The sequence below is a fragment of the Ruegeria sp. I1 genome (assembly GCF_056532675.1).
In genome coordinates this window covers 190,976-216,095 of sequence record NZ_JBQFNM010000003.1, presented here as the reverse complement: position 1 = coordinate 216,095, position 25,120 = coordinate 190,976, and the positions used below count along the sequence as shown (strand labels likewise).

Sequence of the window (25,120 nt, the reverse complement as noted above, 5' to 3'; positions counted from 1 at the left end):
TGCCTATCCAATCATCTCGGTTTCGAGGCGGCTTTTTAGCATCAGGCCCGACATACAGGCGTCTGGCATATCTCCCTGATGGGTGCAGTCCTGCGCCCCGTTGATCAGAATGCGGCTGATCTGGTTGCAGGCCATTTCGGCAAACTGAAACTGACGCACGCGCGGGCGACCGGCGGGCAGGTCTTGGAAATCCAACAGGGTCAGCAAGGCAACTTTGCCGTCAGCACCGAACAGCACAGTCTCATAGACCGCGCCGTCGATATCTATGTCGTAGGAGTTTTCGACCAGAAAGCTGACCATGCAGCTTTGGTCCTTGTCTTCGGCCGAGCTGAGCTCGATCGAGATGCCCTTGGGCTTTTCCGGCTCTTCAGCACTGGCAAACCCTGCCCCCAGAATTGGGAGCAGGGTCAGCAGGACCAGCCGAGCATTTCTATATGATGCCATTTTCATGATGGTCCTTTCGTTTGTCAGATCAGAAGGTTTTGGCGACGGTGAACTTGAAGTTCCGGCCGGGTGCGCGGCGCGACGAAAGGCTGCCCTGATAATCTTTGTCCAGGATGTTTTCGATCCCGGCATAGAATTCAAAGCCTTTGAAAGCCCCTTCTTGCGGGAAGTAGCTGGCGCGGAGCGTGTTCACGCCGAACCCACCCAAAGGATCGCCTGACGAATCGAACCCGGCACGGGATCCAAGGATTTCCCAGCTGACATCCAGCGTTTCACCAAAGCGCTGGCCGACAGTCAGACGAGCCGTGTCGGCAGGTTCGTTCCTCCACCGGGTTTCGACACCGGCATCCGACTCGGTTGCGTGGACGATGTTGGTATTGAAATCCATGTAGAAACCACCGGCATTTGCGTATGAGGCCTCAACTTCCACGCCGCGAGCTTTGACATTGTCCACGTCGCGGTAGGATGTGATGTCCCACAAGGTCGTCTCATAGGCATTTACCTTGGCGCGCACGACATCGCCCGTGGCAAATACATCACCCGCATTATAAGAAAAGCCCGCTTCCCATGTCCGCGCCTTTTCGGACTGATTCATCAAGGCCACGGTGCCGAGATCGTCAATAATGGGCAGGTTTTCCGTGTAAGCCCCGCTGCCAAAAATCGCGAAGCCATTGCTGAACTCGTAGCGCGCAGACAGGCCACCCATCAGTGCATCGTTGTCATAGCTTGCGTTCAGCGGTGGTGTCGCATCTGAGTCGCCAGAGATATCTTGTTTCTCGTAGCGTATGGCCGGGGTGAGGGTCAGGCTGTCGCCGATCCCGATGTCATCAACCGCAAACAGTGCGAAACGACGATCTGTCCCGCCGGGGGCAGCATCACCGCCATCCAAGCGATCGCGATCAATGAACTCGATCCCGGCGCGCAGATCATGTGACGCGATACCGGTTTGGAAATAGGCCGTGTTCTTGATTGTGAGTTTCGTCGTCTCGTACCGCTGTTCGGCCTCGGCAAGGTCCAGAAGCGATGGGAAAAACGGAGACCCTTCCAGAGGGGATGAACCCGCGATGTAGGTGTTGTCGATCCTCTGGTCGGAATAGCTAAGGTTCACATCCAGATCGACCAGATCATTTCCAGCCGGTTGATATTGATACCGCAGTATGGCAACCCGGTTTTCAATCCGTCGATCCACATTGCCAAAGGCGTCTGCCGTGACGCTGAACGAGTCGTAAGGCACGTCTTTCTCGTCCGAGGTCGAGTTGTTCCAGGACGCGGTGATCGAGTGTTCCAGATTGTCGCCAAAACTGTACTTACCTTTGATCAGATAGGACGGAAGCGTGAATTCACTATTGCCGATGGTATCGCCGTTACCATCTTCCTGATCGTCCTGATCCCGATAGGTGTAGCTCAACAGGAACTCGGTTTGTTCATTTGGTTGCCAGGCCAGGATCGAGGACGAGACAAAACCATTTCCGCTCGTAGACGCTTCGAGCAGTTGGCGCAGTTTGACGCCGGGAACGCCGCCTGTGAAGTCGGATGCATCCTTAGTTTCCAGCTGAACCACACCGCCGACAACGCCCGAGCCGAACTCGAACGATCCAACGGTACCGCGGATCACGGATACGCTTTTGTAAAGCTGCGGATCAGTGAACAACTGGTTGCCGATCCGATACAGCTCTTCCGCGCCGGTGGTGGCGCCGTCGACAAGGATCAGAACTTTCTGATCTGTGCCGAAAGTCCCGTTGGCCCCAAAGCCTCGGATATTGATACCAGACCCTTGCGGGGTCGAGCCGTTCACCAGTGTCACGCCAGGTACGGTATCAATCAGTTCGGCGACGGTGTTGGCCTGACGGTCATTGATCTCTTCCTGATCGATATTGGTGATCGGCACTGCCGTGTCGGTCTGGATTTCCCGTTTGCTTTCGCCCAGCTCCAGCGTGCCCAGGAAACCGTCATCCTGTTCCTGCGCCCAAGCGGCGGCTGTCATCAAACTGAGGCAAGAGGCAGTGCCCAGTAGGCCTGCCATATGGATTTGTGCACGCATATCTGTCCCCCTATGCATGTGTAAGGACTGGAAATGCTTGCAAGCCGCTGGCTTTAGTCAGTCTTTTTTGGTGTCTTTCAGAATCGTCATTCGGCGATGACTTGTGCTCGTTAATAAAGCTTACTAAAACAGTCAACAAATTTCGTGACTGTTTATGCAGTCTCTGCCAGCGGGTCACTGACGGCGTCAGTGACCGGGCCAGCATCTTCAAAACCACCAAAAGATGGGAAACCGACTATGGAACAGGTGCTTATGGCCCCTCAGGATATCCGCGAGGCCTATGTCAACAAGGCGGGCAAGCGGGATCGGGACTTGGCGGAATCGCTCGGCTTGACCGAAGGACAGCTGGTTGCAGCTTTTGTGGGGCAGGGGGCGACCCGGATATCGGCCAATCTGGATGATTTGTTTGGTCAGTTGAACGGATTGGGCGAGGTCATGGCGCTAACGCGTAATCCGTCCTGTGTCATCGAAAAAGTTGGTCAATACGACAACTACCATTCGGGTTCTCATGCTGCGATGGTTCTAACCGAAGCAATTGATTTGCGGATGTTCCCCAGCCACTGGAAACATGCCTTTGCGGTTGAGCGTGAGACCGACACGGGAACGCGTCGCTCGATCCAGGTGTTTGATGCGGCGGGCGATGCCGTGCACAAGATTTTTCTGCTTGAAGGATCGGATTTGGGTCACTGGGCCCATTTGACGCGGGCGCTGGCGTCAGAGGATCAATCGCAGACCCTATCGGTTGAGCCGCGCAAAGCGACCGAAGCACCCAAGGCCAACCCCGAGAAAGCTGATATCCTGCGCAGCGAATGGGTCAAGATGACGGATACGCATCAGTTCATGCGCCTGACCTCAAAGCTCAAAATGAACCGGCTGGGGGCTTATCAGATCGCAGGCGCACCTCTGACGCGGCCACTGCAGACCGATATCGTTGCCGGGATGTTCGAGCAGGTGCGCGATCAGGGTCTTGAGGTGATGGTTTTTGTCGGCAACCGGGGATGTATCGAAATTCACGGCGGTCCGGTCGAAACGCTGAAACAGATGGGTCCGTGGTTCAACGTGCTTGATCCGCATTTCAACCTACACCTGCGCACCGACCACATTGCTGAGGTTTGGGCCGTGAACAAGCCCACGCAGCGTGGCCCGGCCGTATCGGTCGAGGTGTTCGATGCCGAAGGCGCGCTGATCTTTCAGATCTTCGGGCGTCGCTCGGGTGAAAGCGATCACCGCCCGGCCTGGAACGCTTTGGTTGATGGGCTGCCTACTTTGTCGGAACAAGAGGTCAAGAAATGAGAGCCCTCATCTCTTCTATCGCGGCGCTGATCCTGTCTGCCGGTACCACGCTGGCAGATGACCGGCGCGTGATTGCCATCGGTAGCTCGGTCACGGAAATCATCTATGCGCTGGGCCAGCAAGACAGGCTTGTCGGCCGTGATCGAACTTCGACTTATCCGAAAGCCGCGCTTGAATTGCCGGACGTGGGCTATCGCCGCGCTTTGTCGCCCGAAGGCGTGCTGTCGGTTGAGCCCGATCTGATCTTGGCGCTCGAGGGGTCCGGCCCGCCGGATGCGATCAAAGTCTTGCAAGAGGCAGGGGTGGATTATGTCACGGTAGCCGACACCTTTTCGCTCGATGGGGTTGTCGAGAAAATCCTGACCATTGGCGCCGCTTTGGGGGTTGAGGCCGAGGCCGAGGCGCTGGCCGCCCAAGCGTCTAAGCAGATGGCATTGGCGAAAAACAATGCGCAGAACCTGGCCGGGCAGGATCGGCAACGTGTCCTGTTCATATTGAACGCACGCGACGGAGACATAACTGTCGGCGGTGCAGGCACGCAGGCGGACAGCATTATAAGGATGGCCGGTGGTATCAATGCCGCCGCCGCGGTTGAGGGGTTCAAACCCATCACGCCCGAGGCGCTTGCCGTCACCGCCCCGGATGTGATCCTGATGATGGAGCGTCAGGGAAATCATGCGGTTTCGGACGAAGACCTGTTTTCCCTGCCTGCGATCCAGTTGACACCGGCAGGTCGATCCACCTCTTTGATCCGGATGCCGGGCGCGTATCTGTTGGGCTTTGGTCCGCGCACCGCCGAGGCAATTGCAGATCTTTCAGCTGCGTTGCGGGATGTGAACGGATCATGACCTTGGCTCTGGATGGCGCGCCAGCGCGTGCCGAGTTTCAGGATCGCCATGTTCGCGCCAGACGTATCACCCTGGGTCTGATAGCGGTGCTGATCGCGACCAGTGCGATCAGTGTTTCTGTCGGCGCATCCCAAGCCTCTTTGATCACGGCCGTTTCGGACTTGATCCAGGGGCGTCCCCTATCCGATCTCAACAGGGTCGTCCTGTGGGATGTGCGCCTGCCACGCCTCGCAATGGGCGTCTTGGTCGGAGCGGCCCTAGCTGTCTCCGGGGTGGTGATGCAGGGATTGTTCCGCAACCCGCTGGCGGACCCTGGTATAGTAGGTGTCAGCGCTGGGGCTGGGCTGGGTGCGATCACGGCCATTGTCTTTGGCGGCTTGCTTCCTGTCACATTGCTGGCCTGGGTCGGGGACGGGCTGATCGCACTTGCCGCGTTCCTGGGTGGTTGGGCATCTGTCCTGATCCTTTATCATGTCTCAACCCGGCAGGGGCAGACTTCGGTCGCCACAATGCTGCTGGCAGGGATCGCGCTTGCTGCATTGTTCGGAGCAGTGACAGGCGTCATGGTTTATCTGGCCGACGACCAGCAACTTAGGGACCTGACTTTCTGGGGTATGGGGTCGCTTGCCGGGGCGACCTGGGCCAAGGTTGCAACGGCAGCCCCGATCATTCTGGCATCCATCATTTGCACACAGTTCTTGGCGCGGGCGTTGAATGGTCTGGCGATGGGTGAGGCGATTGCCCATCACATGGGCATCCCGGTGCAGCGCTGCAAAAACATCGCTGTTCTTACGGTTGCGGGGGCCACTGGGGCTGCGGTTGCTGTGTCAGGCGGTATTGGGTTTATCGGTATTGTTGTGCCGCATCTGTTGCGGCTCAGCACCGGACCTGATCACCACCGGCTATTGATGAACTCGGCTCTGTTGGGGGCAACGCTGCTGCTATGTGCCGACATGATCAGTCGGGTTATCGTCGCCCCGGCAGAGCTGCCCATCGGAATCGTCACGGCGATACTGGGCGCGCCGGTCTTTTTCTGGATTTTGTTGCGACGCCACGGGCAGATGGGGATGTAAACCATGATGAAGGCGAAGAACATTCGTGTCTGTCTGGGACGCAAAGAGGTTCTGCACGGCGTGGAATTTACAGCCCAACCCGGGCAGGTCACGGCAATCATCGGTCCGAATGGGTCGGGCAAATCAACCCTGCTGAAGACACTGAGCGGCGAGCTGGTGGGCACGGGGACCGTTTTACTGAATGGCCACGACATTGCAGAGCTACGCCCTTGGGAATTGGCGGCGATGCGGGGTGTGTTGCCGCAGCAAACGACGGTGGCCTTCCCTTTTACCGTACACGAAATTGTACGGCTAGGACTGTCCAATGGCTTGGCCGCTACGGAAGAGGATTTGCCATCGCAGGCCTTGGCGCATGTCGATCTTGCCGGGTTTGAAAACCGATCCTATCAGAACCTGTCGGGCGGAGAGCAGCAGCGTGTCCAACTGGCCCGCGTGTTGACCCAGGTTTGGGAGGCAACGGATCAGGACCAACCCCGTTGGTTGCTGTTAGACGAACCTGTCGCCAGCCTGGACATCGCGCATCAGTTCACCGTCCTGGGTATCGCGCGCGACTTCGCGGCCAAAGGCGGCGGCGTTGTTGTTGTAATGCACGATCTTAACCTGACGGCGCTGTTTGCCGATCTGGTTTATATCTTGTCCGAAGGTCACATGTGGATGTCGGGCACAGTGTCTGAGGTTCTGAACACTGAAACCATGAAGCAGGTCTATGGCATCGATCTACCCATCAACACTCTGCCGCCAACAGATATTCCTTTCGTGTTACCGCAGGCGCTATCGGGCTGATCTATGGCCGGTCCAGAACCGAAGATTTCAGGTGATCGATGAACAATCGTAGCGGAACCATGTTGCGGTATTCTCGGGGGAAATAAATGTAGGTGCCGGGCGTATTGCCCAAGTGATCCTGCAACACGGGCACCAATGTCCCTTGTTTGATCTGATCTGCACAATAATCCCTGAAGGTGAATATCAGCCCATGACCCTTCAGCGCCAGATCAACGACTGCTGGTAGTGTATTGACGATCAACGGCCCTGTGACCTCGACTGTGTAGTCCTGAGATTGGTCAATGAATGTCCAGGGTGCGATTTGACGCGAGGTGGGAAAACGATAGCGAATACAATCATGTTTGAGCAGTTCGGCTGGTGTATTTGGAATTCCGCATCGCTCTAGATATGTCGGACTGGCCAAAACGGCGAGCGGTTCAGACTGGCTGAGCCGGACCGCGACCATGTCGGGGGCGATGCGGTCTCCTAAACGGAAACCCGCATGCAGTTCTTCTGACAACAGATCGGTCAGAGCGTCGGTAAACGCCATCTCGATTTCGATGTCAGGATAGGTGCTTCGAAAGCTTTCCAGCGCATGGCTGACATAGAGCTCGTAGACGAAATCGGTCATCGCCAGGCGCAACGCACCGCGCGGGGCATGACCGACAGAGCGGGCCGTCTCGACCGCGTCCGCCAATTGATCAAACGCCGGGCCAGCGCCGCGCAGCAAGGCTCGGCCAGCTTCTGTCAGACTTAGCGACCGCGTGGTGCGGATTATCAGCGCTGTACCCAGTTGCGCCTCGAGCGTTTTGAGCTGATGGCTGACCGTCGAAGGTTGCAGCCCAAGCCGGTTAGCGGCGCCCTTGAACGAGCCTTCGCGGGCGATGGCATCAAAGATTTCCAAGGTCGGAAGAGGCAGTCTCATTATTCGATTTCATACACTATAGTGGTGGTTGATAGCTATATTATCACAGTTCATGTGAACAGTTACATCTCTCATCAACAACGGCCTTGATGGAGAGACCCGATGGCGACGATCAACCTGCAAAACCAACCTGATCGAAAAGGCGTGACATCCCAAGCAGTCAGCTTTGACAGCAATGGTGCGACGCTTAGAGGCACTTTGTACCAACCCGCTGAAAAGGCGGGCGCGCTACCCGGGGCGATCGTTACGGGGGCCTGGACCACGGTGAAGGAACAGATGCCGGGCACCTATGCCCGTGAATTGGCAGCACGCGGCGTCGCGGCGCTGGCGTTCGACTTTACCGGTTGGGGCGAAAGCGAAGGCGCGCCGCGCTATGTCGAAGATCCGGTGGTAAAGACAGCCGATATCAAAGCCGCGGTCACGTTCATGGCCAGTCGGGATGACATCGGCAGCGTTTCGGGCTTAGGAATTTGTGCGTCGTCTGGCTACATGGCCGAGGCGGTCGCCGACGATACTCGGCTTTCGAAACTCGCTCTGGTCGCGCCTTGGCTGCACGATCCCAAAATGGCCGAGGGTATCTATGGTGGCGCAGATGCGGCCATGGCGCTGATTTCTGCCAGTGAGGCGGCGGATGCAGCCGACACCAATTTGTTGGGTGCCAGCTCGACCGATGAGACCGCAGTGATGTATCAGGCGCCATACTATACCGAAGAAGATCGTGGCCTGATCCCCGCTTACGACAACAAGTTTTCTGCCCTCAGCTGGAAACCTTGGCTGACTTATGATGCTCAGACCTCGGCAGATCGATTGACCAAGCCGATCCTCATGGTTGGCTCGCCTTCAATCGCACTGCCTGCCGGTGCCGCAACCTATGAGGCACGCACGAAGGCACCGTTAGAGAAGCTTTGGTTGGCCGAGGACGTCACCCAGTTCGACTTCTACGACCGCGCTGATGTGGTCAACGCTTCGGCAGATGCCGTGGCAAATTTCTTCAAAGCATGAAGGGTAGAGCAATGATGACGGATATTGCCAATACCGTTTCGTGGTTCTTTGCTGCGGTCGACTGTTGTGATTGGACCGCAGTGCAAGAGCTGATGACCGATCCATTTCATGTCGACTATTCGACTTATGGCGGAGGACCGGCATCGGACGTAGCACCAGAAGCGCTGACAGTGGCCTGGGCAGAGCTGCTGCCTTTCTTCGATCACGTTCATCATCAGATTGGGAATCTGATTATTGAGCAGAATGGGCACCATGCTGAGGTTCAGTGTCATGGTATGGCGACGCATTACATCGCCGACCATCCGGGTGGCGATCTGCAGTTCATCGTTGGAACCTACGCGTTTGATCTGATCCGCGCACAGGAAAGCTGGCGGCTGTCATCCATGCGCTTCAATTTCAAATACGCGTCGGGAAACCCGGACCTTGCCGCCGAGGCAAAACGCCGGGCCGCAGCTTAAACTCAGGAGGAGACTTATGTTGAAATCAATCGTTGCCGCATTCGCCGCTATGACGCTTACTTCGGCTGCTTTTGCAGACCTGACGGACGAACAGCAGGTCCTGAATGCCATCAACAACGTAGGTTACTATGCCGATCAGGGCGATTGGGATCAGGTCGCAGCACAATTTCATCCCGAGGGTGCAGTTCTCGACTATACCTCCTATGCCAACGCCTCGGCGGGCACCTCCGCCGAGTTGCCCAAGTTGCTGCCATCCGAGATTGTGGGCGCGTGGCAGACGGTCTTGCCGGGATATGATCGTACACATCACCTGATGGGCACGGAATCTGTGGAAATCGATGGTGATACTGCAACAACAACGGCCAATATCTATGCCACGCACATTCTGGAAAATGATGGCGAGGATACATGGGTTTTTATCGGTGACTACCAGCATGAGTTGGTAAAAACCGAAGTTGGCTGGAAAATCACATTCATGCGCGCGAATCTGCGTGCACAACTGGGAAATGAGAACCTGCCTGCACTTGCGGCGGAACGCGTTGCCAGCAATCAGAACTGATCTTTGCCTAAGTTGGTTTCAGATCTCGTGAGTGACCTTTTGGACGTCCGAAATATAACACGCACTTAAACGATGTCATGCAGGAGGTTGGGATGAAGCGTGCACTTGTTACCGGGGCCAATCGCGGGATTGGTCTTGCGATCGCAAAAGGTCTGAAAGCCAAGGGGATGGAGGTGCTGATTGGATGCCGGGATCTGAATGCTGGTCAGGCCGCAGCACAACAGGTCGGCGCGACGGCTCTTCTGCTTGATGTGGCAAACCCAGCGAGTATTGCCGCCGCGGTCGAGCAGGCCGGCCCAGTAGATGTGCTTGTGAACAACGCTGGTATCCTCGGGTCTGGCAATCTTTTGAACGATCCTACCGATTTTGACATGTCGATGGCGGCAATGGTTCATGGGCCGTACCTGCTGATGCATCACTTGACCCCGCATATGGTGGCAAGCGGGTATGGCCGGGTTGTAAATGTCTCATCAGGTTGGGGCGCGTTTTCTGAAGGCTTGGCCGGGCCCGCTGCTTATGGGGTGGCCAAAGCAGCATTGAATGCCATCACACTGGCAAGTGCCAGAACCTTGCCTGAGACGGTCAAGGTCAACGCCATGTGTCCTGGCTGGGTGCGGACGCGAATGGGTGGAGCCGGTGCAAACCGATCCCCCGAGGACGGCGCAGACACGGCAATTTGGCTTGCCACACTACCTGAAGCTGGTCCGACAGGTGGGTTCTTTCGGGATCGAAAGAACATTGACTGGTAGGCGTGAACAGTTTCTGACCATTTACGCATATCTACTTGCCTGACTGGGTTTACGACGCTAGTTGAGAGCTACACCCGCAAGCATCGACGGGTGATGGAGATTTTATGTCTACGATTGCGGTCCGCCGCTAAGGTCCACTGGGTTGGGCCAATTTGAACCAAAGGACTTCCAGGCGCGATGCTGGAAGCCTTTTGTTTTGCCATAAGCTCAAGAGAGACTTTGTTGAGAACCTCAAAGCACCCGCAGCGTGTTTTGCCTGTTCGGACCTTAAGTGGAGCGATCCAGTCTGGGAATATGCCGGACGGCAATTCACCCTGCAGGGATAGGCGAAAGACAATCACTCAACAGATCCGGAAACAGACACCGCAGCACATCGAGACGCTGCCAGTGGCCTGTGTTCTGACCATGATAATCGATAGGACAAACACACAATGGAAAATGTAGTCATCAAAGAAACACAAGACGAAGAGATCCCGGCGCTTCAACAGGTGTTGGACGCGACAGAGCTGTTCCCAGCTGAACTGCTGCCCGACATGCTGGCCCCTTTTCTAGCACAACAAACCAGCGCTTTCTGGTTGACCTGTCACCTGAATGGCAAGGCTGTTGGTCTATGCTATACCGTCCCCGAAGAACTTGCGGACGGTACATGGAACATGCTTGCCTTAGCGGTGCATCCGCAGCATCAGGGTCATCAGTTGGGCACCCATCTGGTCAAAGCCGCGGAGCAGCATTTGATCAAAATGGAACAACGTATGCTGATCGTCGAAACCTCGGGAACCGATGACTTCGCAGCCACGCGCAGGTTCTACGCAAAAAATGGCTACGAGAAGGAGGCGCGGATACGCGATTTCTGGGCTGAAGGGGACGACAAAGTGATCTTCAGAAAGGCGCTTTGAAACAATACCCCTACCATCGGCCAGCATAAGATCGCTGGTGGTTGAAAACAGTGCACGGGGTTTTTCAACGCCCCGTGCACAGCATTTGGTTCAACTGATGGATGGTTTGCTGCTTTCATACGCAGGAAGGGTGCGCATGCCTCTGACTTTCGGTGTTTCTCAGGCAAGGTCGAGACGCGTGATGTAATCCGGCAAGAAAGCTGTGGTCGGTTGAGCGCCTCCGGCCGCTTCCTCACTTTTTCACCTGCGCCCATCTGTCGCCGCGTGTTCCGTTGCCTCAAAACACAGCGAAGGTTACGCTCACCCGCGCGCAGAGGCACTTCTTAATGGCTCAACTGAATTCGATCGCGACATCAAACAGTGATGTCCTTCTTATCCCCGAAGGCTTGTATCAATTCGCAGGCGCGCAGACCGTTATGGCAAGCGGTCGGGCTGGAATCTTTCACAAGCTTCTGCACCAAAATGCCTTCGGTACAGAATTTTTTTCGAACGCACCCTGCCTTGCCTATGTGCTAAAGGGGCAAGAGACGTTCTTTGACCCGGATGGCGAGGAGACGACGGTCAAACCTGGAGACACACTATTGGTTCCCAGGCATCATCATATGATTTCAGACTTCTCAGATGCGCATGGCCCGTTGGAAGCTTATCTATTTTTCTTTAGCGACGCGGTGATTGCCGACTATCTCGCGGCAACGTCCAAAGGTCTGACACCCGCGCCCAAAAGCAAGACAGCACTATTTGCAGGTTCGCCTTCGCTGCAGGGATATGTGGATGCGTTACCAAAAGTATATGATGATCTGACTGTCCCACCCGCGCTTGTAAAGGCAAAGCTTCTGGAGCTACTTTTGCTGCTACATTTGCATGATGATGGGCAGCTTTATAGCTTTCTGGTACATGAGAATGCCAATCGTGCCCGCCGCAATATTAAGCAGATCATGCGCGCGCATGCGTTGACCGATTTGTCGATTGCAGACTACGCGACTTTGTCGGGACGTTCGGTTTCGACCTTTCAGCGGGATTTCAAGCGTGAGTTTGGTGAAACTCCAAGTGTCTGGCTTAGACGTGCACGGCTTGAGCATGCCCGTTACAAAGTCGTCAACAGCCGGGATACGATAGCAGATATCGCTCTGCAGGCGGGGTTTTCGGATACCTCGCATTTTATCAAAGCGTATAAAGGCCTGTTTCACGAAACACCCAAGCAGCATCGACTGCATATCGCGTGATCTAGTCGTCGAAATTGACCTGTAATCCCGATTTCCTTGGCGCGTTTTCTATCGCGGCTACTGGGTTTGGTGTCAGCATCTCCGCATCATTGAAGGAGATCAACTATGACAACCTGGGTCACACTAGAAATGACAATGAAAGAAGGTGAGTTTGACTTACTGTCTTCATTCCTTGCGGAAAACTTGCCGAATGTGCGCGGCTTTGATGGCGCGCTAAGCGTTACACTTTACTACGATCCCGCCTCGCGCGCTTTCCTAATTCACGAAGAGTGGATGAGCCGGGATCATCATCAGGCATATATCGCATTCATCGAAGAACGCGGTGTGATGGCCGCCTTGCTGGGGTTCATGGAAGGCCCGCCTAAGGTCACTTACTACGACCGTATGGTGATGTGATGGCGGAAACTGTTTCTTTGACACGGCGTTCTGTGATTGCCGCGGTTCCGGCTTTGTGTCTGGCAAATCAGCTTGCCGCATGGCCGGGCCCCGCCACAAGCGTCTTGGCTGTGCCAGTTTTGCAAATCGTACAGGTTCGTACTGCGCTACAAGCCGCAGATCTTGTCGGCAAACTTCGTCAGGCACCGGGTTGTATGAAGGTGGACGTTCTTCAGCAAACCGATGGAGGAATCTCTGTCTTTCAGCAATGGGTTTCAAAAGAGGCAAGCGCACGTTTCTGGCGAACGTCCGAGCCAAAGCCCGCAGCGAATGTATACACAAGGCTTGAGGTCTGATCGGATGCCACATTTCATTCCCTTTCGTCGCAGCTGTAGCGTGCCTGTGCGCTACCCTTGGCGTGTGGCACCTGAAATCCAGCGACAAATCAAGATTACGGGCAAAACGCAGGCTGAATGTAGCTGCGGGAGCATGATGCTATGACAGTATTGGCTCTTGCCGTTGCGGGAATCCTTTTTCCGATCGCGGGTTTACACTTGGTTTGGGCTTTCGGTAAGCCATGGCCCTTCGCAACCGAGGATCAGCTCGCGCGCGCGGTAGGTGGTCCAGCATTGGATCCGAAGATCAGTCAGGGTGCAAAATTTGACATCACTATCCTGGCAGCCGCTGCTATCGCGGCGGCTGGGCTCTTGCCTTTAGCGCAAACCGAAGTGCTACCTTCGCCCTTTCCTGCCCCGATCACTTTCTGGCTGCTGGTCTTGGAAACCATCGTTTTTCTACTGCGCGGAGCTCTTGGGTATACAGATCTCGCACTCGCCAGCATTTATGAGCCATTTCGCACCAACAACCGCCGCTACTATAGCCCTCTGATCCTGACTTTGGGGGCCATGTGCGCGCTGATTCTGTTTCTATGACCCGAGGCTTTAGATGCTTGTTATCGCAGCCGTACTTCTTGTTGGTGTTTCGCTCATGCACTTGGTGCTGGGTGGGGTCAGCTTGATCAACCCAATCTGCCGCCGCAGTGATCTGCCAATCATCTTGGGCAGCCGCCGAAACACCGTTCTAACATTGCAGTTTGGGTGGCATGCCTTGTCGCTGTTTTGGCTCGCACTTGCCGTTTTGTTGGTTTTGTTTGAGACAAGGCCCGAGCTGTTTATTCCCGCCTTCCTGCTGGGTGGCGCTGGGTTATTTGTGCTGATTGGTTTGATCGCCCTTATCGCCGGGCGGGGGCGCCATCTGTCGTGGGTGTTCTTCCTGACGATAGGATGGCTATTCTACGCGGCCTATCAAGGTTTGACCTAAATGATCCAGGCGCTTTCGTTCACGCATCAATGCAAGATTTGCGGGGGCTTATTCACAGCGCTGAGTTTGGCACTCATCTTTGCACCAGGTGTTGTCCTTGAACTGTTTGAACTTGGCGCTTCACAAGGGTCAGCGGTGATCGCTCGGCGCGCTGGCATCATGTTTGGAGGTTTAGCCTTCCTGATGCTGGCAATCGCAACACATCCACCAAGCCCGACACGACGAAGCATCGTGTTGGCGATTGTATTCCTGCTGATTGGTCTGGCTATTCTTGGTGCTATCGAGTTCGCACGAGGTGAGATTGGTCCTGGGGTGTGGCTGGCGATAACCACGGAAACTTTGGTGGCGCTGCTTCTTTGGCGCGCCGAGGATGCGAGAAAAAGGTAATCCTGAACCAAGATGTTTCTTGCTCTGTTGCACAACATCACGCCCCACAATCGGGTTGCCTCGAATTGATCAAGCGGCTTTCAACATCTGGATTCAGAACCTTGTTCGGACCTCATCCGGGCATAAATTGGGCTTAAGCTAAAGTAGCAATTGTTAGGCGGCCTTAGCGGGCCGCCTCATCTGATTGGGCCAGTTCGATTGTTGGGACCAGAACAAGATGCAACCTAAACGCGTACATCATCAAACTGAACCTTATCGCTCACTGTGCGGATCAGACATTCAATCGTTCAGATTTCTTACGAGTCGTACTCCGGCAGTTTGGATAAGGCCGATTTCAGCGCGTCACCCCATCCCTCGGAAATTGTGCGAAAGTAGTGATCGTCAGGTTCGAACCTGGATCGTGTACCACCTGCAAGACTGTCTTCATCGTAGAGAAGCAGGTCAAGCGGAGCCCCGACTGATAGGTTTGCCTTGATTGTAGAGTCGAAACTCACAAGCAAGAGTTTAACAGCTTCTGGAAAGTTCATTTCTGGATCATAGGCGCGTACCAGAATTGGGCGACCATACTTTGTCTCTCCGATCTGGAAGAATGGGGTGTCTTCTCCGGCCTCGATAAAGTTACCTTCAGGGTAAATCAGAAACAGGCGAGACGGGCCGCCGTTGATCTGTCCTCCAAGGATGAGTGTCGCGTGAAAGGCGCTGTCGGCTTCCTGACCGGATCGGGCGTGCTCTTCGATAACGTCGTTCAGCGTGGCGGCCACCAATTGTGCGATTTGGAACATTGTCGGTGCTTCCAGGATCGACGGTGAACGATCTGCCGGTGCTTTTGTGCGTTCTTCCAGCAGGCTTATGGTCGCCTGAGTGGTCGCCAGGTTTCCGGCCGTCAGAATTGTGATCGACCGGTCCCCTTCGACTGTCCAGTTGAACATCTTGTTAAAGGTGGAAACATTGTCGACGCCTGCATTCGTGCGTGTGTCGGACATGAACACCAGCCCGCGATTCAGCCGCATGCCCACAGCATAGGTCATCAATTTCTCCGTTACTGCTGTGCGACTTGCAATTGCACTGTCAATTGCTCGCCTGCTGTCCCTATTCTGTTCCCTATTACCGGTGCGGCTTGTGCATAGTCCAGACCGGTTGCGACACGTACGTAACGATCATCAGGGGATATTCCGTTTGAAACGTCAAACCCGACCCAACCCAGCCCGTTCAGATACACTTCGGCCCAGGCGTGGGTCGCGTCCTGCAGTTCCGTCTCGTTCATCATCAGGTAGCCTGATACATACCGTGCTGGCAGACCGATCTGTCGCGCGCAGGTAATGAAAATATGCGTGTGATCCTGACACACACCGCGTCCAGCATCGAGGGCATCCTCCGCACTCCAGCCCGGATGCGAGCTTCCAATCTCGTACGCGACCCGAGTTCGAATACCTTCAGACAGGGCATGCATCTGTTCTAGCGGTTCACCTTCGGGCAACGCTCTGATCAAGTCGGTAACGCCTTTGCCTGGCGTCGTCTGCGGGGTGCTTCTTTCGAAAAGCCATAATGGTGTGGATCCTTCGTGACGCCCCAGCACGCCATGGGTGTCTTCCACCTCGACAACGCCTTCGGAAATCAACGAAATGCTTTGGGTATTGGCTTCGAAGCTGATCAATTCCACAGTGTTGCGGTGGCAATCTTCAAATGTCAGTTCTTTGCGCCCGCCTGTGATTTCGGTGTTCCAGCTTTCAATGTTCTGATTTCGGAATGACTTTGGTGTCTTCCTCAGCTGTTGCAGACCAAAGGGAACTGGCGCGTCAAAATCGTATCGTGTCTCGTGTCGAATGTGCAGTTTCATTGGCTACTCGTAAAACCGGTAATCAATCTCGATCTGACGGCTTAAGCCAACGAGATCGTTAAGAAAATCTTGAATGTACTCATGGAGGCCAAGCTCAAAGATATCGGAGATTTTCTGATCTAGGTATTTTTCGTAGAGAGCATTTGATGCCTCACACGAAGGTCCGGCAAAGCCATAGTCCTTCTTCAGATAGGACAGGTTCTCTTGCAGTTTCCTGCAACAAAAATGAAGGCTGCGTGGCATACGTTGGTCCAGGATCAGAAACTGCGCTATATCAGAAGGCCGTGTTTTGTCGCCATGGGTCATTCGGTACCCGCCGCCAGCACCTACCGAGCGCAAGATGCTTTCCCATTGGATGTTGTCCAGTGATGAACCGACCGAGAAGGCGGTAGGCAGAAGTACGTAATACTTCACATCCAGAATGCGCCCTGTGTTATCGGCGCGCTCGACAAACGTTCCGAGGCGAACGAAGTCGAACATGTCGTTGCGCAACATAGTCCCCAGTATTGCCCCGCGGACCAAGGCCGCCTGATGCCGAATAAGTTCCAGCGTCGCAGGCAAATCCCTTTCATTCACGCGCCGCTTCATAGCCTCATCCAATTGCATCCAGGTCGAGTTTACCGCACTCCAGACATCATGTGTCAGGGCAGTTCGAACGAGGCGTGCATTGTTCCGTGCCTGTTTAATCACCGACTTGATCGAAGATGGGTTATCCGCATCGCGTAGCATCCAATCCACAGCATTGTCTTTTGAGATGTCTTCGTATTTCGCATGGTACCCATCCAGAACTCCGGCTGTTTTCAGAACCGAGCCCCATTCCTCGGCTGAGTTCTTGGTGCGGGTCAAAGCCATCCTTTGCCCTGTTTCAAGCAGTCTGGCCGTATTTTCAGCACGCTCCAGATATCGAGCCATCCAGAACAGCCCACCGGCAGTTTTTCCCAGCATGGTCAGTCCTCCAGAACCCAGGTGTCTTTGGTCCCGCCGCCCTGGCTTGAGTTCACGACCAACGATCCCTTCTTGAGCGCCACGCGGGTCAAACCGCCAGGCGTTATTTTGATCCCCTCGGGAGACACTAAGACGAACGGTCGCAGATCGACATGTCTGGGCGCCAGCCCAGAGCGTGCGAAAATCGGAACCGTCGAAAGCGACAATGTCGGTTGGGCGATATAGTTTGCTGGCCGCGATTTGAGTTTGTCACGGAAAGCCGAAATCTCTTTTTTGCTGGCCGTTGGACCGATCAACATTCCGTAGCCGCCAGACCCGTGCACTTCTTTCACGACCAAATCGGACAGATTGTCTAGCACGTAGGACAGAGACTGGGGCTCGCTGCAGCGCCAGGTGGGAACATTTTGAAGCAGAGGCTTTTCGCCTGTGTAGAACTCTACGATCTCGGGCATGTAGGAATAGATCGCCTTATCATCGGCAATGCCTGTTCCAGGCGCGTTGGCGATTGTGATACCGCCTGCGCGATAAACGTCCAGAATACCCGGCACGCCCAAGGCGCTATCGGGGTTGAAGTTCAGCGGATCCAGGAAATCGTCATCGACCCTACGATAGAGAACATCGATAGGCTTGTAGCCTTTCGTAGTGCGCATACAGACGCGCCCGTCGACAACGCGCAGGTCATGCCCTTCGACCAACTCGACAGCCATCTGATCCGCGAGAAACGCGTGCTCGTAATAGGCCGAGTTATATATGCCGGGTGTCAGGACCGCGACAGTGGGTTCACCCTCTGCGCAAGTTGGAGCGCAGGCCGCCAAAGACCGCCTGAGACTACGTGGATAGTCGGAAACGTTCCGAACATTTGTGGCGCTAAAGAGTTCGGGAAACATCTTCAGCATCGTTTCCCGGTTCTCGAGCATGTAGCTCACCCCGGACGGTGTGCGCGCGTTATCTTCCAGCACGAAGAACTCATCCGGACCGGTTCGCACCAAATCGACACCAACAATATGCGTATAGACCTGACCGGGTGGTGAGACGCCAAGCATCTGCGGGAGGAACGCTTCGTTTCCGGCAATCATCTCAGCCGGTACGCGCCCGGCCCGGACAATTTCCTGACGGTGGTAAATGTCGTGGAGAAAAGCGTTGATCGCGCGGACCCGCTGTTCGATGCCGCGTTCCAGCCGTTGCCATTCCCGCGCGGAAATGACCCGTGGCACGATATCAAATGGGATCAACCGTTCCTCAGCTTCGGCTTTGCCGTAAACGTTAAAAGTGATCCCTGTCAGCCTGAAAACTTCTTCGGCTTCGCGCTGTTTAGCCCGCAATCTTGATGCGTCTTCAGCGTTGAACCAACGGCCGATTTCTTCATACGGACCTCTCAGCGATCCGTCGCCGTTGAACATCTCATCAAAATATTCACTCATGAGAGAAGTTTCACGATCTAGCCAGAATGTTCAAGCTATTCACACGCGTTTGATTGATCCGCTCAATCGGAACGTCTAATTTTCGGGCTGGTTGAATGACGTGAAGTTCTTAGAAACGCATTAGTTGGAAGTGCTTGGGGCAATCGCAAAGCTCCGAACCTTTTCAGGTTCGGAGCCATTTAAAGGGTTTGCTGGGCAGGCTGCGTTTCACCTTGTGTCGCACTTAGGCGTTTCCGCGTACCTGTAGCTGATCAAGGTCGAAGAACAACTTGAATACCGGGCTATCGTTTTGCCTCCTACTGCGAACCAAAACTGCGGGCAAAGTGAGGACAGCATCACCTAGATAGCAGGGTAACGATCCAGTTCCATTGGTCGGAGTGAGAGGATTCGAACCTCCGACCCCTGCCTCCCGAAGACAGTGCTCTACCAGGCTGAGCTACACTCCGACCGTGGCGCGGGGTCTATACGCGGTGAGGTGGATGTGCAAGGGGCATTGTGAGACATGCGCAGGACGTATGTTCAGGGCAGGGGACCGGTTTGGTAGAGCTTCACTTTGGTGCCGCCATGATCGACCACGGGGCCGGCTGACAACTCGGGCAGGCGTGTAGCGCGAGCAAGAGAGGGGTTGCTGGTGACGATCCCGACGCGCCAGCCCTGAAAGCGGGACATCAGGGTTTTGCCCAGGCTGCCGTGAAGCGCGCGCAGGCGTTTCTCATCACCTATGCGGGCACCGTAAGGTGGGTTTACGATCACAAGGCCGGGCTGATCGCCGATGGGCTTTATGTCGCTGACAGTGCGGTGGGCGAACCGAGTGACATCTGAGACCCCTGCCTGAGCCGCGTTGGCACTGGCAGCCTCAACCGCGCCGGCATTGCGGTCCGAGCCGCGAAAGATCAGAGATGTCTCGGTGGTGGGCCCGCCTTGACACAGCGCTTCAAATGCAGCGGCATCAAAGCCTGCCAGATACTCGAATGCGAACCGCCGAGATCGACCGGGCTGCAGACCAAGGGCGATTTCTGCCGCTTCGATTACAAACGTGCCCGAACCGCACATCGGGTCCAGCACTGGCTCGGATCCGTCAAAACCGCAGGATCGCAGAAACATTGCGGCCATGGTTTCGCGCATCGGAGCCTTGGCGATTGCGGGTTTGTGTCCGCGTTTGTGCAAAGGCTCTCCGGAGGTGTCCAGTGACAGGGTGCAAACATCTTTCTCGATCCGTAGCATGACGCGTAGATCAGCGTCCGAGGCGACGGGTGCGCCCAATGTCTCGGTGATTGCGCGTTCGATCCGTTGGCGCGCGGCCCCGGCGTGATAGATACGAGACTTTCGGCTGGTGGCCTCGACCTTCACGGGGATGTCGGGACGCAGGAAATCAGCCCAGGGAAATTTGCGTGCCCGTTTGTCTAGCTGTGCAAGATGAACCGCTGGGAAACTGCCGATGCGCACCAGAACCTTGTTGGCCCCGCGTAAGGAAAGATTGGCGCGCCAGACCTCGGCCCAGTCTCCCCTGCAACTGATACCACCCGCAACGCGATGTGCATTCTCGAATCCATTCTCGACCGCTTCTTCGCAAAGCGGTGCCTCCAAGCCTGGGGTGGCCACTAGGAAAATTTCGAACATACCGGGTGTTTTCATGGGGGTTGCTTACACCGGATACAAATCGGGCGCGACACGGTTTTTTTGTGCTAGATTGCCCTTGAATTGGTGGACTAAGCAGAAAGTGAAGCGGTTGTCGGGTTTTTCGGCGGTAACAGGTTTGCGTTTCGTGCGCGGCGCGCGTAAAGGGTCCCTGATCGAAAGCACGCTGGCGGATTGCATTGGGGATTTGGCGCAATCGTTCTCCCTCAGGTGACGTGGTTCGTGTTATCTTGGCTCCGAACGAGCGGGCAGGATAGTCGGCGCAGGAAAAGAGGCTTGGAAGACCGTAGCGACATGCAAACTTTCAAACTGAAAAAAGGGATGGAATTGCCGGTTCAGGGTGCACCTGAGCAGAAAATCCATCCAGGGCCGGAGTTCAAAACCGTGGCCGCGCTGGGCGCAGACTATCTGGGCCTCAAGCCAAAGATGCTGGTACAGGAAGGCGATGCGGTTCAACGCGGCACGGCCTTGTTCTGTCACAAGGATGCGCCTGAGGCGATGATGGTGGCCCCGCTGACCGGCAAGGTTGTGGCCATTAACCGGGGTGCGCGGCGCGTACTGCAGAGCGTGGTGATCGAGGTCTCGGACGCGAATGATACGGGCGTCGATTTCTCGGGCGTTGGCAATGCCGACAGCGCAGAAGGCGTGACCGAGAAGCTGTGTGCCGCCGGTTTGTGGACAGCGTTCCGTACGCGACCCTATTCCAAGATGCCCGCGCCGGGCACCAAGCCCGCCGCGATCTTTGTCACGGCGATGGAGTCCGAGCCTCTGGCCGCAGATGCCGCAGTGGTTATTGCGGATGCAGGGGATGCGTTTGCTGCGGGTCTTGCAGCCATAGCAAAGCTGACCGAGGGCAAGACATATCTGTGCCACAAGGAAGGTGATAGCGTTCCCGGTGCGGATGTAGCCGGTGTCGAAGCGGCCGCTTTTGCAGGCCCGCACCCGGCAGGTCTGGCCGGTACACATATTCATTTCCTGGAGCCGCTGGCAGGCGACAAACAGGTCTGGACCATCGGGTATCAGGACGTGATCGCCATCGGTCGTCTGGTGCAGACCGGTCATCTGGACCCGAACATTGTCATTGCGCTCAGCGGTCCCGGTGCGCGGCAGCCGCGACTGATCCGCACCGTGATGGGGGCATCTACTGACGATCTGACCCGCGATGAGGTCAATGTCGAGGGTTCGCCTCGGATTATCTCGGGCTCGATCCTGTCGGGGGCACAGGCCGAGGGGCCGACTGCCTATCTGGGTCGGTTCGCGCGGCAGCTTTCGATCATTCGCGAGGATCACGACCAGATTCCGTTGGGATGGATTCGTCCGATGCCATCGAAGTATTCGGTCCAGCCCGTGCTCGGGTCCGCTTTGTCTAAGAAACTGTTTCCGTTGACGTCGAACCTGAATGGGGGCCGTCGCGCGATGGTGCCGACCGGCGTGTTCGAACGGCTGATGCCGCAGGACTACCTGCCAACGCAGTTGTTGCGGGCCTTGCTGGTGATGGACACCGACACCGCTCAGGCATTGGGCGCACTGGAGCTGGACGAAGAGGATCTTGGCCTTGTGGGCTTTGCCTGCCCGGCGAAATATGAATACGGGCTGGCGCTGCGCGACTGCCTTGCAAAGATTGAAAAGGAGGGCTGAGCCACATGGGTTTGCGCAGCTTCTTTGACCGGATCGAGCCGAACTTTACCAAGGGCGGCAAGTACGAGAAGTACTTCCCCATCTACGAGATGGTGGAAAGCTTCATCTACACTCCGAAAACTGTAACCACCGTCGCACCGCATGCACGGTCCTACATCGATATGAAGCGGATCATGACCTACGTCGTGATCGCGACGATCCCTTGTATCCTGTGGGGGATGTATAACACCGGTTATCAGGCGAACTCGGCCATCACCACATTGGGGCCTGACTCGGCGACCGGTTGGCGGATTGCGCTGTTGCAGATGTTTGGGATTTCGCTGGACCCCAACAGCATCTTTGCCAATGTGATGCACGGGCTGATGTATTTCCTGCCGATCTACATCGTGACGCTGGTTGCAGGCGGTATCTTCGAGGTCATCTTTGCCACCGTGCGAGGCCATGAAGTAAACGAGGGTTTCCTTGTGACCTCTATGCTTTACACGCTGATTATGCCGGCAACTGCGCCGTTGTGGCAGGTGGCCTTGGGCATCATCTTCGGCGTCGTGATCGGGAAAGAAGTATTTGGTGGCACCGGCAAGAACTTCCTGAACCCGGCTTTGGTTGGTCGTGCGTTCCTGTATTTCGCCTATCCGGCGAGCATGTCCGGTGACACGGTCTGGACACCGGTTGATGGCTTCTCGGGCGCAACCGCGCTGTCCGTCTCCGCGTCGCAGGGCTTTCAGGCGCTGGCAGCTGATGGCATCACCTGGTGGAACGCGTTCTTCGGCTCGATCCAGGGCAGCTTTGGCGAGACCTCGACGCTTGCTTGTATGATCGGTCTGGCCTTCCTGTTGGCTACGCGGATCGCCAACTACCGGCTTATCGTGGGCTGTCTGGCAGGGACCATCGGCTTTACCCTGCTGTTGAACCTGATCGGGTCGGACACCAACCCGATGTTCGCGATGCCTTGGTACTGGCATGTGGTCATTGGTGGGTATGCCTTCGGTTTGGCCTTCATGGTGACCGAGCCTGTTTCCGCAAGCCACACCAACATGGGTCGCTACATTTACGGTGCTCTGATCGGCGTCATGGTTGTGATGATCCGTGTCATCAACCCGGCCTTCCCCGAAGGCATGATGCTGGCCATCCTGTTCGGCAATGTCTTTGCTCCGCTGATCGACTATTTCGTCGTGCAAGCCAACATCAAACGGAGGGCGCGTCGCCATGTCTGATCCGCAACCTCAAGAACCAAAAGGCGCGATTGCCCGGTTCCTGGCTGCTTCGCCAGACTCAGTTGGCAAGACGATCTTTGTCGCAGTCGCGGTTTGTCTGGTCGCGTCGATGGTCGTATCCGCCGCTGCCGTCAGCCTGCGCCCGGTGCAGGAAACCAACCGTCTGAAGGACAAGCAGGTCAACGTTCTGCAAGTCGCAGGGGTGTTCGAGCCCGGCATCGACGTAACCGAAGCCTTCGCCGCGTTCGAACCTCATGTGCTGGAACTGTCCACCGGCGATTTCGTAGATGATCAGTTCGACCCGGCCACGTTCGACGACATTGCCGCTGCCAGCGATCCTGAGCTGAGCGTCGCGCTGGACGATGATCCAGCGGGCATTGGCCGCAAGTCGAAGTACCGCGTGATCTATCTGCTGCGTGACGACGCGGGTGGTCTGGACAAGGTGATCCTTCCGCTGCACGGCTACGGCCTTTGGTCCACACTCTATGGCTTCATCGCTTTGGAGAATAACGGCAACGACATCTACGGCCTGCAATTCTACCAGCACGGTGAGACCCCCGGCCTTGGGGCCGAGGTGGACAACCCGCGCTGGAAGGCTCTGTGGAACGGTAAGAAGCTGCGCGATGACAATGGTGATCTGCAAATCACTGTGTCGAAATCCCAGCCGGCCGCCGGACCCGACTTCTATATCGACGCGCTGGCGGGTGCCACTTTGACCTCGGTTGGTGTCGATAACCTGGTGAAATTCTGGATGGGTGACGCGGGCTACGCTCCGTTCCTGGCCAAACTGCAAGCAGGAGAGTTCTGATGTCCCAGACCAAGAAAGAGATGCTGGTCGACCCGCTTGTCGACAACAACCCAATCACGCTTCAGGTGCTGGGCATTTGTTCGGCACTGGCGGTGACCTCGTCGCTGCAGGTGTCGATGGTGATGGCGCTGGCGGTTATCTTCGTGACTTCGTTCTCGTCCTTCTTCATCTCGTGCCTGCGCAACCAGATCCCCGGCTCGATTCGGATCATCGTGCAGATGGTGATCATCGCCTCGCTGGTGATCCTGGTGGACCAGATACTCAAGGCCTATGCGTTCGAGATTTCGAAAACCTTGTCGGTCTTTGTCGGTCTGATCATTACCAACTGTATCGTGATGGGTCGCGCCGAGGCGTTTGCGATGAAGAACCCTCCGGTTGCGTCCTTCATTGACGGCATGGGCAACGGCATGGGCTATGGCCTGATCCTGCTGCTGGTCGGCTTCATTCGTGAGCTGTTCGGTGCCGGGTCGCTGTTCGGTGTCACCATTCTGGAGACCGTTAACAACGGCGGCTGGTACGTGCCCAACGGCATGCTGCTGCTGCCCCCATCGGCGTTCTTCATCATCGGTCTGATTATCTGGGCCTTCCGCACATGGAAGCCGAACCAGGTGGAAGAGCGTGAATACAAAATCCAGCAGGTAGAGGCCCACTGATGGAAGGTCTGATCTCACTGGCCGTAAAGGCCATCTTTGTCGAAAACCTTGCGCTCAGCTTCTTTCTGGGGATGTGTACCTTCATCGCCGTGTCGAAGAAAATCTCGACCGCGCTGGGTCTTGGGATCTCGGTCATGGTTGTGCAGGCGATCACCGTGCCTGCCAACAACCTGCTGCTGAACTACCTGCTGAAACCGGGCGCGCTGGCCTGGGCCGGGTTCCCGGATGTGGACCTGACCTTCCTTGGCCTGATCTCTTATATCGGCGTGATTGCGGCCATGGTTCAGATCCTTGAGATGGTTTTGGACAAGTATTTCCCGCCGCTCTACAACGCGCTTGGGATTTTCCTGCCACTGATCACGGTGAACTGCGCGATCCTGGGTGGGTCGCTGTTCATGGTGGAACGGGATTACAACTTTGCCGAGGCAACCACCTATGGCCTGTCTTCGGGATTTGGCTGGGCGCTGGCGATTACCGCAATGGCAGGCGTTCGCGAAAAGCTGAAATACTCTGACATTCCTGATGGCCTACAGGGCCTGGGCATCACCTTCATCACCGCTGGGCTGATGGCCATGGCCTTCATGTCCTTCTCGGGCGTGAAACTGTAAGGA

The 25,120-nt window shown here is 56.0% G+C and carries 28 protein-coding genes and 1 tRNA gene; 20 read left to right on the top strand and 9 right to left on the bottom strand.

Going from position 1 to position 25,120, the window contains the following annotated elements; genetic code table 11:
- Window positions 1-3: 3 nt before the first annotated feature.
- Window positions 4-444, bottom strand: a complete 441-nt coding sequence (locus ACR0DH_RS07665) for a hypothetical protein (protein WP_480548093.1) — start codon at window positions 442-444, stop codon at window positions 4-6.
- Window positions 445-472: 28 nt separating this feature from the next.
- Window positions 473-2,485, bottom strand: coding sequence for a TonB-dependent receptor domain-containing protein (locus ACR0DH_RS07660; RefSeq protein ID WP_480548091.1), 2,013 nt, complete (start codon window positions 2,483-2,485; stop codon window positions 473-475).
- 237 nt (window positions 2,486-2,722) lie between these two features.
- On the opposite strand from ACR0DH_RS07660, the gene ACR0DH_RS07655 reads away from it, so the two are divergent.
- Genes ACR0DH_RS07655 through ACR0DH_RS07640 form a run of 4 tightly spaced genes read left to right on the top strand, consistent with a single transcriptional unit; the run spans window position 2,723 to window position 6,482 of the window.
- The gene (locus tag ACR0DH_RS07655; protein ID WP_480548089.1) at window positions 2,723-3,778 is read left to right on the top strand and encodes a hemin-degrading factor; all 1,056 of its coding nucleotides are present in this window, start codon (window positions 2,723-2,725) and stop codon (window positions 3,776-3,778) included.
- On the top strand, window positions 3,775-4,626 hold the full coding sequence (locus ACR0DH_RS07650; RefSeq protein ID WP_480548087.1) for a heme/hemin ABC transporter substrate-binding protein: 852 nt from the start codon (window positions 3,775-3,777) through the stop codon (window positions 4,624-4,626). The genes ACR0DH_RS07655 and ACR0DH_RS07650 overlap by 4 nt, the downstream gene beginning before the upstream one ends.
- The gene (locus tag ACR0DH_RS07645; protein WP_480548085.1) at window positions 4,623-5,699 is read left to right on the top strand and encodes a FecCD family ABC transporter permease; all 1,077 of its coding nucleotides are present in this window, start codon (window positions 4,623-4,625) and stop codon (window positions 5,697-5,699) included. Before ACR0DH_RS07650 ends, ACR0DH_RS07645 begins: the two co-directional genes overlap by 4 nt.
- Window positions 5,700-5,702: 3 nt before the next feature.
- Window positions 5,703-6,482: a heme ABC transporter ATP-binding protein gene (locus ACR0DH_RS07640; protein WP_480548083.1), complete on the top strand. Its 780-nt coding sequence runs from the start codon at window positions 5,703-5,705 to the stop codon at window positions 6,480-6,482.
- Between the two features lies 1 nt (window position 6,483).
- On the opposite strand, the gene ACR0DH_RS07635 is transcribed toward ACR0DH_RS07640, so the two are convergent.
- Window positions 6,484-7,386 carry a LysR family transcriptional regulator gene (locus ACR0DH_RS07635; RefSeq protein WP_480548081.1) on the bottom strand — a complete coding sequence of 301 codons (903 nt, stop codon included), beginning with the start codon at window positions 7,384-7,386 and terminating at the stop codon, window positions 6,484-6,486.
- Window positions 7,387-7,488: 102 nt separating this feature from the next.
- Here ACR0DH_RS07635 and ACR0DH_RS07630 point away from each other — a divergent pair, with 102 nt between their 5' ends.
- From ACR0DH_RS07630 to ACR0DH_RS07580, 11 genes are all read left to right on the top strand, one after another.
- The gene (locus ACR0DH_RS07630; protein ID WP_480548079.1) at window positions 7,489-8,388 is read left to right on the top strand and encodes an alpha/beta hydrolase; all 900 of its coding nucleotides are present in this window, start codon (window positions 7,489-7,491) and stop codon (window positions 8,386-8,388) included.
- 11 nt (window positions 8,389-8,399) lie between these two features.
- On the top strand, window positions 8,400-8,846 hold the full coding sequence (locus ACR0DH_RS07625; protein WP_480548077.1) for a nuclear transport factor 2 family protein: 447 nt from the start codon (window positions 8,400-8,402) through the stop codon (window positions 8,844-8,846).
- A 16-nt stretch (window positions 8,847-8,862) separates the two neighbouring features.
- Window positions 8,863-9,405, top strand: a complete 543-nt coding sequence (locus tag ACR0DH_RS07620) for a nuclear transport factor 2 family protein (RefSeq protein ID WP_480548075.1) — start codon at window positions 8,863-8,865, stop codon at window positions 9,403-9,405.
- Between the two features lie 92 nt (window positions 9,406-9,497).
- Window positions 9,498-10,154 carry an SDR family NAD(P)-dependent oxidoreductase gene (locus ACR0DH_RS07615; RefSeq protein WP_480548073.1) on the top strand — a complete coding sequence of 219 codons (657 nt, stop codon included), beginning with the start codon at window positions 9,498-9,500 and terminating at the stop codon, window positions 10,152-10,154.
- 431 nt (window positions 10,155-10,585) lie between these two features.
- Window positions 10,586-11,050 (top strand): GNAT family N-acetyltransferase, encoded by a 465-nt coding sequence (locus ACR0DH_RS07610; protein ID WP_480543932.1) that lies wholly within the window; start codon window positions 10,586-10,588, stop codon window positions 11,048-11,050.
- 326 nt (window positions 11,051-11,376) lie between these two features.
- Window positions 11,377-12,273: a helix-turn-helix domain-containing protein gene (locus ACR0DH_RS07605; RefSeq protein ID WP_480548071.1), complete on the top strand. Its 897-nt coding sequence runs from the start codon at window positions 11,377-11,379 to the stop codon at window positions 12,271-12,273.
- A 105-nt stretch (window positions 12,274-12,378) separates the two neighbouring features.
- Window positions 12,379-12,669 (top strand): putative quinol monooxygenase, encoded by a 291-nt coding sequence (locus ACR0DH_RS07600; protein WP_480548069.1) that lies wholly within the window; start codon window positions 12,379-12,381, stop codon window positions 12,667-12,669.
- Window positions 12,669-13,004 (top strand): antibiotic biosynthesis monooxygenase, encoded by a 336-nt coding sequence (locus ACR0DH_RS07595; RefSeq protein ID WP_480548067.1) that lies wholly within the window; start codon window positions 12,669-12,671, stop codon window positions 13,002-13,004. The genes ACR0DH_RS07600 and ACR0DH_RS07595 overlap by 1 nt, the downstream gene beginning before the upstream one ends.
- Before the next feature lie 141 nt (window positions 13,005-13,145).
- Window positions 13,146-13,580: a DUF3995 domain-containing protein gene (locus ACR0DH_RS07590; RefSeq protein ID WP_480548066.1), complete on the top strand. Its 435-nt coding sequence runs from the start codon at window positions 13,146-13,148 to the stop codon at window positions 13,578-13,580.
- Window positions 13,581-13,593: 13 nt separating this feature from the next.
- Entirely contained in the window at window positions 13,594-13,968 is a 375-nt protein-coding gene (locus ACR0DH_RS07585) for a hypothetical protein (RefSeq protein WP_480548064.1), read from the top strand.
- Window positions 13,969-14,355, top strand: coding sequence for a hypothetical protein (locus ACR0DH_RS07580; protein WP_480548062.1), 387 nt, complete (start codon window positions 13,969-13,971; stop codon window positions 14,353-14,355). It begins immediately after the preceding gene.
- 296 nt (window positions 14,356-14,651) lie between these two features.
- Here ACR0DH_RS07580 and ACR0DH_RS07575 read toward each other — a convergent pair whose 3' ends face one another.
- The 6 genes from ACR0DH_RS07575 to ACR0DH_RS07550 form a co-directional block, all read right to left on the bottom strand.
- Window positions 14,652-15,383: a proteasome-type protease gene (locus ACR0DH_RS07575; protein WP_480548060.1), complete on the bottom strand. Its 732-nt coding sequence runs from the start codon at window positions 15,381-15,383 to the stop codon at window positions 14,652-14,654.
- Between the two features lie 11 nt (window positions 15,384-15,394).
- Window positions 15,395-16,192, bottom strand: coding sequence for a transglutaminase family protein (locus ACR0DH_RS07570; RefSeq protein WP_480548058.1), 798 nt, complete (start codon window positions 16,190-16,192; stop codon window positions 15,395-15,397).
- A 3-nt stretch (window positions 16,193-16,195) separates the two neighbouring features.
- Entirely contained in the window at window positions 16,196-17,137 is a 942-nt protein-coding gene (locus tag ACR0DH_RS07565) for an alpha-E domain-containing protein (protein WP_480543940.1), read from the bottom strand.
- Window positions 17,138-17,139: 2 nt separating this feature from the next.
- Window positions 17,140-18,558, bottom strand: coding sequence for a circularly permuted type 2 ATP-grasp protein (locus ACR0DH_RS07560; protein ID WP_480548056.1), 1,419 nt, complete (start codon window positions 18,556-18,558; stop codon window positions 17,140-17,142).
- 369 nt (window positions 18,559-18,927) lie between these two features.
- A tRNA-Pro gene (locus ACR0DH_RS07555) sits at window positions 18,928-19,004 on the bottom strand.
- Window positions 19,005-19,077: 73 nt separating this feature from the next.
- Window positions 19,078-20,193 carry a THUMP domain-containing class I SAM-dependent RNA methyltransferase gene (locus tag ACR0DH_RS07550; protein WP_480548054.1) on the bottom strand — a complete coding sequence of 372 codons (1,116 nt, stop codon included), beginning with the start codon at window positions 20,191-20,193 and terminating at the stop codon, window positions 19,078-19,080.
- Window positions 20,194-20,490: 297 nt separating this feature from the next.
- On the opposite strand from ACR0DH_RS07550, the gene ACR0DH_RS07545 reads away from it, so the two are divergent.
- From ACR0DH_RS07545 to nqrE, 5 genes are read left to right on the top strand one after another with little or no spacing between them, the layout of a single operon-like run.
- The gene (locus ACR0DH_RS07545) at window positions 20,491-21,834 is read left to right on the top strand and encodes a Na(+)-translocating NADH-quinone reductase subunit A (protein ID WP_480548367.1); all 1,344 of its coding nucleotides are present in this window, start codon (window positions 20,491-20,493) and stop codon (window positions 21,832-21,834) included.
- A 5-nt stretch (window positions 21,835-21,839) separates the two neighbouring features.
- Complete coding sequence (locus tag ACR0DH_RS07540) at window positions 21,840-23,048, top strand: NADH:ubiquinone reductase (Na(+)-transporting) subunit B (protein WP_480548052.1); 1,209 nt, start codon at window positions 21,840-21,842, stop codon at window positions 23,046-23,048.
- Window positions 23,041-23,856 (top strand): Na(+)-translocating NADH-quinone reductase subunit C, encoded by an 816-nt coding sequence (locus ACR0DH_RS07535; RefSeq protein ID WP_480548050.1) that lies wholly within the window; start codon window positions 23,041-23,043, stop codon window positions 23,854-23,856. The genes ACR0DH_RS07540 and ACR0DH_RS07535 overlap by 8 nt, the downstream gene beginning before the upstream one ends.
- Window positions 23,856-24,509 carry an NADH:ubiquinone reductase (Na(+)-transporting) subunit D gene (locus ACR0DH_RS07530; protein ID WP_152460184.1) on the top strand — a complete coding sequence of 218 codons (654 nt, stop codon included), beginning with the start codon at window positions 23,856-23,858 and terminating at the stop codon, window positions 24,507-24,509. Before ACR0DH_RS07535 ends, ACR0DH_RS07530 begins: the two co-directional genes overlap by 1 nt.
- Window positions 24,509-25,117: an NADH:ubiquinone reductase (Na(+)-transporting) subunit E gene (gene nqrE / locus ACR0DH_RS07525; protein WP_039526851.1), complete on the top strand. Its 609-nt coding sequence runs from the start codon at window positions 24,509-24,511 to the stop codon at window positions 25,115-25,117. The genes ACR0DH_RS07530 and nqrE overlap by 1 nt, the downstream gene beginning before the upstream one ends.
- Window positions 25,118-25,120 lie beyond the last annotated feature (3 nt).